The following is an 8397-nucleotide window of genomic DNA, read 5'->3' on the forward strand; positions in this document are numbered from 1 at the left end:
ACAGCCCAAATATCCCAGGCGACTCATTAGCTAAATTATCAAGGTATTGTACTTATGAGAAAAGGAAAAATCGATTAAATTTTGAGCAACAAATTGAAAGAGCTTTTTGCTTAAGTTAACGCTAATGCCCACGGGGAAGGGGCAAAACAAAAAAAATCAATGTTTATTGTAATTTGATAATAGATTAGTAACAAAAAAGAACCTTTACATATAGAGTTAGTTCATAAGATTTGATCGCACATTAAAGAGTTGATATTTATCATTTTAGGGCAAAAAAAGTGATAAATTCTGCATAAAACACAAACAAATGAAAAATAGACAAATAGTATTACTACTTGTTCTGTTCATAGGTTCTCTTCTGGCTTGTGAAAAGGATGATTCCTCTTCTGAAGGGGTTGGGGCTGTTAAATTGATTAGCTTAATGGCTAACGATACTGTATTAAATGCATGGCAAGTAACTAAGGTATTTGCCACTGCAGAAGGACAAAGTTTAATTTATAATTGGGAAGCAGACCATGGAGAAATCAATGGTTCTGGAGCGCAAATTGAGTATATGGCGGGAACTTGTTGTACCGGAACCAATACCATCACTTGTACAGTTTCTAATAGCGAAAACAGCGATTCAAAGCAGATAAAGCTACTCATCTTACCCTTCAAATAAAACGCTATGAAACCTTATATATTATTAGCATTATTACTTCCAATATTTTTCAATTCAGAAGTAAAGGCACAATGCTGTGGTGCTGGGAATCCCCTCAATGGATTTGGTGATGTTTCCGGTATTCAAAGGAAAATGTTTCAAATAAGTCCGTTCTATAAATATAGCTATTCTGATCAATATTACGAAGGCTCCAAAAAAGCGGATGTTTCTCCAGATCAAATGTTTTATAATTTTGTGAGTATAGACATGGCATACGGTCTTTCCAATAGAATGAGTATTCATGGGCAGATAGGTTATTTCATCAATAAAACTAAGCTTTATAATGTGGAGGGATGGAACGACATGACGGGCTATGGATTAGGCGATGCAGAATTTAACTTAAGATATTCTGCTATAAAAAATGTCATCAAAAAGATTGAAGTGACACCAAGTATTGGAATTAAACTTCCTGTTGGTGTTTTTGACCAGGAGGTTGACGATGTGAAACTCCCTATTTCCTTACAACCCTCCTCAGGAAGTCTAAAGTATAATGCCAGTGTATTTATGTCGAAGAGGTTTGAGAAATACTCCCTTTCAGCTAAGGTATTTGCTGAATATGCCAATAGAATACAGTCGGAAAACTTTGATTATAAATATGGCAACCTTTATGTATTATCTATTTATGGCTCTTATAATATTTCTAGAAAGTTAAACACAATGATTCAAATTCAATACGAATCTAGAGATAAGGCTAAGAGAGAAAATAGCCAAATTGTCGAATCCTCAGGAGGTCAAGTTGTATATTTAATTCCTCAAGTAAATTACACATTAATGCAAGATTTGGCGGTTTCAGTAAATGGATATATCCCCGTTTATCGATATATGAATGGCATTCAAATTGCCAATAAATTTTCTGTATCCTTAAGAATAACAAAAAGCTTTAATTTTAATAAATACACCAAAAAAATCATTGATCATGACAAATTCAACTAAATACTATCTATTTATTTTTTCTGTTTTGATTTTATTGATTTCCAAAACAGCCCATTCACAAAGCTTAGAATTATACCATAATGATATCTTGGTGAACAATGATACTATTCTAATGGAAGGTGATGTGATAGCCGATAGTTTGCATACTTATGTTTTTCAAGGCGACACTACCTATTATTATGCTTATGAGGTGGATATTGATATCGATGTAAAAAATATGTCTAACGCTCCAATGGGTGTTCATACCAAGAAAACACACTTGAAAATCATAGCTGGTACTGAGAATTATTTTTGCTGGGAAACCTGCTATGCACCCTACACTTTTGAATCCGTTCATGCCATTGAAATTTCAGGTAACGAAATTATTGATATTTATTCTGCCCATTATAAACCCAAAGGTCAGCTTGGAAATATAATGGTAGCATATACCTTTTTTGATGAGCTGAATCCCAATGATTCTGCTACTGTAACAGTGGAATATAGCATGGACGAAGCTAGTTATATTGTAGAAAACCATCAGGCAGAAAATCTATTCTCAGATGTCTTTCCAAACCCAAGCATCAACACCATCTCTATTGATATTAAAGAAGCTTCTTCAGATAAATACAAACTAAAAGTTTTTGATTTAACTGGAAGGAAAATCCAAGAAAAGGTTTTTGGGCAAGGCCAAACTATTTTAAAAATGGATATTGAGGGACTGTATGGAGGAACTTATATTTATTCAATAAGTTCAGAAGGAAACATTCTGAAATCTGGTAAATTCTTTAAACTGCCATAAATCAATATTATGAGACAATATCTCCTTGTTCTTTTTTGTTTCGTCGTAGCAAGTTCATTTGCTCAACCTGCAGTTAACGATACTGTTCCAGATTTTAATGTGGTTGATGTTCATGGAAATTCCCATCATCTATATTCCTATTTAGAGGAGGGTAAATATGTTTGTATCGACTTCTATGGAACAACATGCGACCAATGTAGGGAGCTGGTTCCTATAATTAGTGAGGTATACAAGTCGTATGGGTGTAACGAGAGTCAATTGGTAGTTCTCGCCATCGACCTTTTACATTATGATGGACAAGTACAGGCTTTTGAGGAAGAATATGGTGGAATATATCCTGCCGTGAGTGGAAAAAACGGAGGAGGTGAAGAGGTTTATAGCGATTGGCAAATACAATATTGGCCGCAATTGGTTTTGATAAATCCAGAAAAAATATTGATATCAAATATACAGCCTATCACACCTGTTTTTATAGATTCAGTATTACAACAGCATCAAATACTAAAAGATTCTTGTGATGCCAATGGAGTAAATAGCCAATTATTGAAAGAGCATGTATCAGTCTATCCCAACCCAAGCTCCGATTTTTTAAATATTGAAGTTTCTGAGCAGTATCCATCAAAAATGAAGATTAAGCTAATCAATCCTCTTGGGAAAATAGTTTTGGAAACCTCTTTTCAGAAGGCTTATTCACTGAATACCTCAAATTTCACAAAAGGCATTTATGTCCTTGAAATAGAATGTGATGGTCAGAGGGCTTACGATAAAATTATTATCAATTAGGATTTTTTCAATTCAAAAGAATATATATTTAGGATTAAAATCACCACCCAATGTTAATTAATCATTATTATGACGTAAATATACGTCACGTTTTGGAATATTATATATATTTGCATCAAATCATTTGAAATGGTACAGAAGAAATCAGAATTATTCGGCAAGGATTTAAGGAAAAAGGCAGATCTATTTAAAGCCTTGGCTCATCCTGCTCGCTTACAGATTTTACAGTTTCTAGCCGAAACCAATACTTGTGTGAGTGGAGATATTTCTGATGATTTACCACTCAGTAGAACCACCGTTAACCAGCACATTAAAGAATTAAAAAAGGCAGGTTTAATACAAGGTCATATAGAGGGAGTTAATACTAAATATTGCCTAAATAATGAAAGTATAATCGAGTTGAAGAAAATCATGCAAGAATTTTTAATGGATTTCGATGCTCACAATAATAAATGTGATTGATATGAGAATTTTAATTTTATGTACAGGAAACAGCTGTAGAAGCCAAATGGCTCACGGCTTTTTACAATCATTCGACAAAAACCTTGAAGTATATTCTGCAGGAACTGAAGCTTCAGGAAAATTAAACGAGAAAGCGGTAAAGGCCATGAAGGAAATTGGTATTGACATTAGTCATCATACATCTGACTCAGTAGATAAATTTATTGGGCAAGAGTGGGATTATGTTATCACCGTTTGTGGTGGGGCCAACGAAAATTGTCCAGCTTTTATTGGAAAAGTAAAGCACCGTCTTCATATTGGCTTCGACGATCCTAGTCATGCCGAAGGTAGCGAAGAATTTATCTGGAGCGAGTTCGAACGAGTAAGAGAAGAGATTAGAGTGGGTTTCCAAAAGTTTTATCAGGAGGAAATAGTTAATAGTTAGAAACTAACAGTGAACAACTAACAGTTAATAGTTAATAGTGAACAGTTAATTTATTAATTGGAGAAAATCGCTCATCAGGCTCCCTTTAGGGCTGGTGCAAAACTGATGAGATAACAACTCACAGTGAATAGTTATTGTGATTTTTGAACCTTGAACCTTGAACCTCGAACCTTGAACTTTAACTTTGAACAAAAAAATAAACATTATGCCATCAAAATCAAGATTAAAATTTTTAGACCGTTACCTAACCCTTTGGATATTTCTAGCCATGGGAATAGGAGTATTATCGGGTTATTTATTTCCAGGATTAGCTGACTTTTGGGAGTCTTTAAAGCCATCTGAAGATAGCACTACCAATTTACCCATTGCCATCGGGCTCATCCTAATGATGTATCCTCCATTAGCAAAAGTTCGATATGATGAATTGGGGGATGTTTTCAGAGATTATAAAGTCCTTGGCTTGTCATTAGTGCAAAACTGGATTATTGGTCCAGTGCTGATGTTTGTTCTGGCCATCCTCTTTTTTAAAGCTTTTCCCGGAGAAAACAATTCCAATCTGCCTTATATGTATGGTATCATTATGATAGGATTAGCCCGTTGTATTGCTATGGTCATCGTATGGAATGATTTAGCCAAAGGAGATCGACAATATGCAGCTGGATTAGTAGCTTTTAATTCCATCTTTCAGGTCTTCTTCTTTGCTATTTATGCTTATGTATTCATTGCGATTCTTCCCGGATGGTTTGGAGTTCCTACCAACGATATCGTAGAGAATATCACCATGTTGCAAATTGCGGAATCTGTGTTTATTTACTTAGGAATACCATTTATTGCCGGCTTTTTGAGTAGAAAAATATTGACTTCTTGGAAAGGAAAAGACTGGTATGAGCGTAAGTTTATTCCCAAAATAAGTCCTTTGACTTTAGTCTTCCTTCTTTTCACCATATTTGTGATGTTTTCTCTAAAAGGAGAGCTCATCATTAGCATCCCTTTCGATGTGGTATTGATAGCCATTCCTTTGGTCATTTATTTCTTAATCATGTTCTTTCTCTCTTTCTTTATGAGTAAGAAAGTAGGAGCTGATTATGAAAAAAGTACTACGCTATCTTTTACTGCAGCCAGTAATAATTTCGAATTGGCCATTGCGGTGGCGATTGCTATTTTTGGAATGAATTCAGGGGAGGCTTTTGCCGCAGTTATTGGACCACTCATTGAAGTGCCCATAATGATTGCTTTGGTGAATGTGGCCTTGAGGTTTAAGACCAAGTATTTTTAGAGAATTATTAATCGAAAGATTGATAGTTTTTCCAAATACTTAAATTGGAAAACTCTGGTTCGCTTTTAATGGTTTCAATATCTAAAGGTTTTGAGAATATAGATATTGTTTTATCACCACTTACATCTCCATATTTTGTTAAATCGAGATTGATAGTTCCGATATCACCAAGGAAGCCTGTGCCTGAATAAAAGCGCATTGTAATTTTGCTCTTGCCTTGGTGTTTAGAATCTCTTTGGTCATAAAATATAATGTTCATGGTTTGGATTTCGCCCCAAGTCATTTTATTCATGAATCCTAGCTCTTTGGTTTCAATAAGCTTACCCTTATTCAAAACTTCAATTCTAGAGATGAGGTTATTACAAATTCCAATTAATATCTGATCAATATTGGAATTGTCTTTAATTCTAATTTCTTGCCCATAAAACTCCTTATTGGTATTTCTTGTGGAGCTTTGCTGAAAATTCATAACACTCTTGAAACTTCCCAATGCTGTATTTTCTGTTTCTATTTTTGATATGGAGATGGCTTCTATCTGTTTCGTATTCTTTATGTTGAAATCAGGTTTGGGCTCACTGATGATAAATGCCGAAATAGTAAGTAGAAGAATAAAGCTTAAGCTGATAGTAAGAAATGTTTTTATACCTTTTTTCATCATGGAAAGTGTTTTTACTAAAACTATCTTTGTTACTAATCAGTCAAGTATCAATTTACTGTAGTCGCCCATAATAAATGATTTTTTTGTTTTGCCCCTTCCCCATGGGGAGCCAAAAAAATCAGATTTTAGTTTCAAAAATCAAATTAGAATAGGATATCAAATTTTTCAATCTAATCATTTTGCTGAATCTTTTCCCTGACTCCCCTTGGGCCGGAACGATGCTGTCTGCTACGATGAATGTAGCGATAATGATAGCATCGTCATTAACCGAAGCGTCAGCTGTTGGGGAAATCAGGGAAAATTAAACTATAGTAATTCTTACTGATTAGTAACCTATCTTTTATTATGTTTATTGTTTTCTTCCCACTTTTTGACTTTTGATAGGTAGGTGAAACCTAATTATCCCTTTCCTCAAAATCTTCTGTTTCTTTTATCTTGATTCTTCTAAAAAGAAGATATATCAAAAGAATGATGACCGTAATAAATCCAAATCCGTAAACTGCTAATATGATGATTGAAGAAAATTCCATTTATTTGAGTTTTACAGCTGTTCCATAGGCCAATATTTCGGCAGCACCTTGCATAACCATGGCGGTGGTGAATCTAATATTTACAATAGCATCTGCATGCATCATGGCAGCATCTTGTATCATTCTTTGTAGTGCTTGTTCGCGAGCTTGAGCCTGGAGTTTGGTGTATTCTTCTATTTCGCCACCAATAATATTTTTAAGACCTGCAAAAATATCCCGACCAATATTTCTGGCTCTAACAGTGCTTCCTCTTGCGATACCTAGAATTTCAACTATTTCTTTATTGGGAATAGTTTCCGTGTTTGATAAAATCATTTTATTAAGGATTTAAATTGAAGTCTAAAGATACAAAAATTTACGGCTAGGATTAATGATAAGATATAATCAAGGGGCAAGCTCAGAAAAAAGGAGGAGCTAAAAAGCATAGCAATTTGTCTACGATGATTGAAAATAAAGGAAAGTAGATTTGTCCAAGGTTTTTAATCTGTGTTAATTAGTGCTTGCACGAAAACTCAATATTTTTAAAGTCTCTGATTAGAAAATGACAAAGTCGAGGCTTTCGAAGTTTTGAAAACCAAGGAGTTTACTTTTGTAAATGACTGTTTTCAAAACGAGAGTAAGGAAGAACTTGGTGTTTTCTAGCAGAGACTAATTAGGGGAAATCCGCGGAGAAATGAAAACCTAGAATGTGGACAGCTTCTTTAATCCAAAACCTCATGAATCAAGCTTTTTACTACCAATACTTTCTCTAGCCAATAAATGGTGTTTAGGTCACTATGATTTTGATATCTCACTCCTCTTGAGGCGCAATGGATTAGTTCTATTTCTCCATTATTGTTTTGGTAAATCATGCCAGCGTGGTTAGCTTTCTTAGTTCCGAAGAAGATCAGGTCGCCTGCTTGTGCTTCTTCTAAACTCACCTCCGCTCCCATTTTCGATTGTAGATTCGCATTATGGGGCAATTCTATTCCAATGCTTTTGTATACATATTGAGTAAAACCAGAACAGTCGAATCCTGTGGTATCGATTCCCCCATATTTATAGTTCACCCCTATTAATTCATTGGCCTCCTCTATCAATTGTCTTCTTTTTTTATTGGTGATGATGATAGAATCGAATACCGGCCCGATATCCTTTTGTATGGGAGATATCTGGGCCATGGAATATAGGCTTCTGTAATAGTCAGTGGTATCCAGAAAAACTTCTGCTAGCTGATGATGATAATAGCTAAGGAGTCTTTGTTTGGTTTCTACTAGGTTTAAATCTTCCAAAATGGCTAAGCGAAGACTTTCTTCAATGTTTGAATAGTCTATAGAATCAGAATTATACTTGCATTGTCGTGACCAACTTAATAGGGCCTTTTTTAGATTTGAAGATTTTCTCTTAGCTTCTGATTGCTCATAAATGGCTAAATAGGAAAGGGTGATATATTGTTGAATTTCGGCAGACCTCTTTTCTTTCTTCAGAAACTTTTTCGATTTCTCTATACACTTATCATACTTGTGCCGCTCATATAACTTCTGTGATTTTTTGGCATATTTCCCTTGTCCAAAGGATATCACACTCCCCAAAAGCATGATGCAAATGATCGCAATTCTCATAAATAGGTTTACTTAATAATGATTTTTATGAGAAAATATTGTTTGGGACTTAAAAATTGGCATGAGTTGAACTAAAAACCCGAGTTCGATTATAAAAACAGAGCTAATTGATCGTCTTTCTCCAAATCATATTTTATAGAAGGTTTTTTAGCAAAGAATGAATATGCGATAAGAGCGGCGATAATATTGGAGATAAAATTTTCAAAACTTCTGTGCCTAGAATGTTCAATTTGGCACATGTTTTTTAGTTCA

The 8397-nt window shown here is 34.6% G+C and carries 11 protein-coding genes and 1 pseudogene; 7 read left to right on the forward strand and 5 right to left on the reverse strand.

Features of this window, described 5'->3' with window-relative positions:
- The first annotated feature begins 307 nt into the window (after positions 1 to 307).
- The 7 genes from HNS40_RS21160 (at position 308) to arsB (ending at position 5356) form a co-directional block, all read left to right on the forward strand.
- Positions 308 to 661: a hypothetical protein gene (locus HNS40_RS21160; protein ID WP_172284711.1), complete on the forward strand. Its 354-nt coding sequence runs from the start codon at positions 308 to 310 to the stop codon at positions 659 to 661.
- Positions 662 to 667: 6 nt separating this feature from the next.
- Positions 668 to 1633, forward strand: coding sequence for a hypothetical protein (locus HNS40_RS21165; protein ID WP_172284712.1), 966 nt, complete (start codon positions 668 to 670; stop codon positions 1631 to 1633).
- Positions 1617 to 2411, forward strand: a complete 795-nt coding sequence (locus HNS40_RS21170; protein WP_172284713.1) for a T9SS type A sorting domain-containing protein — start codon at positions 1617 to 1619, stop codon at positions 2409 to 2411. The genes HNS40_RS21165 and HNS40_RS21170 overlap by 17 nt, the downstream gene beginning before the upstream one ends.
- Before the next feature lie 9 nt (positions 2412 to 2420).
- Positions 2421 to 3194 (forward strand): T9SS type A sorting domain-containing protein, encoded by a 774-nt coding sequence (locus tag HNS40_RS21175; protein ID WP_172284714.1) that lies wholly within the window; start codon positions 2421 to 2423, stop codon positions 3192 to 3194.
- Positions 3195 to 3323: 129 nt separating this feature from the next.
- Positions 3324 to 3656: a helix-turn-helix transcriptional regulator gene (locus tag HNS40_RS21180; protein ID WP_172284715.1), complete on the forward strand. Its 333-nt coding sequence runs from the start codon at positions 3324 to 3326 to the stop codon at positions 3654 to 3656.
- A 1-nt stretch (position 3657) separates the two neighbouring features.
- A complete protein-coding gene (locus HNS40_RS21185) occupies positions 3658 to 4080 on the forward strand; it encodes an arsenate reductase ArsC (protein WP_172284716.1) in 423 nt (140 codons plus the stop codon).
- Between the two features lie 205 nt (positions 4081 to 4285).
- Positions 4286 to 5356: an ACR3 family arsenite efflux transporter gene (gene arsB / locus HNS40_RS21190; protein WP_172284717.1), complete on the forward strand. Its 1071-nt coding sequence runs from the start codon at positions 4286 to 4288 to the stop codon at positions 5354 to 5356.
- Between the two features lie 7 nt (positions 5357 to 5363).
- On the opposite strand, the gene HNS40_RS21195 is transcribed toward arsB, so the two are convergent.
- From HNS40_RS21195 to HNS40_RS23370, 5 genes and pseudogenes are all read right to left on the reverse strand, one after another.
- On the reverse strand, positions 5364 to 6014 hold the full coding sequence (locus HNS40_RS21195) for a hypothetical protein (RefSeq protein WP_172284718.1): 651 nt from the start codon (positions 6012 to 6014) through the stop codon (positions 5364 to 5366).
- A gap of 395 nt (positions 6015 to 6409) precedes the next feature.
- Positions 6410 to 6544, reverse strand: a complete 135-nt coding sequence (locus HNS40_RS23565; RefSeq protein WP_256367566.1) for a hypothetical protein — start codon at positions 6542 to 6544, stop codon at positions 6410 to 6412.
- A complete protein-coding gene (locus HNS40_RS21200; protein ID WP_172284719.1) occupies positions 6545 to 6859 on the reverse strand; it encodes a YbjQ family protein in 315 nt (104 codons plus the stop codon).
- A gap of 386 nt (positions 6860 to 7245) precedes the next feature.
- Positions 7246 to 8145, reverse strand: coding sequence for a C40 family peptidase (locus HNS40_RS21205; protein ID WP_172284720.1), 900 nt, complete (start codon positions 8143 to 8145; stop codon positions 7246 to 7248).
- Between the two features lie 89 nt (positions 8146 to 8234).
- Positions 8235 to 8397: pseudogene (locus HNS40_RS23370) on the reverse strand (IS982 family transposase); the annotation flags it as partial.

This window comes from Lentimicrobium sp. S6 (assembly GCF_013166635.1).
GTDB lineage: Bacteria > Bacteroidota > Bacteroidia > Bacteroidales > UBA12170 > UBA12170.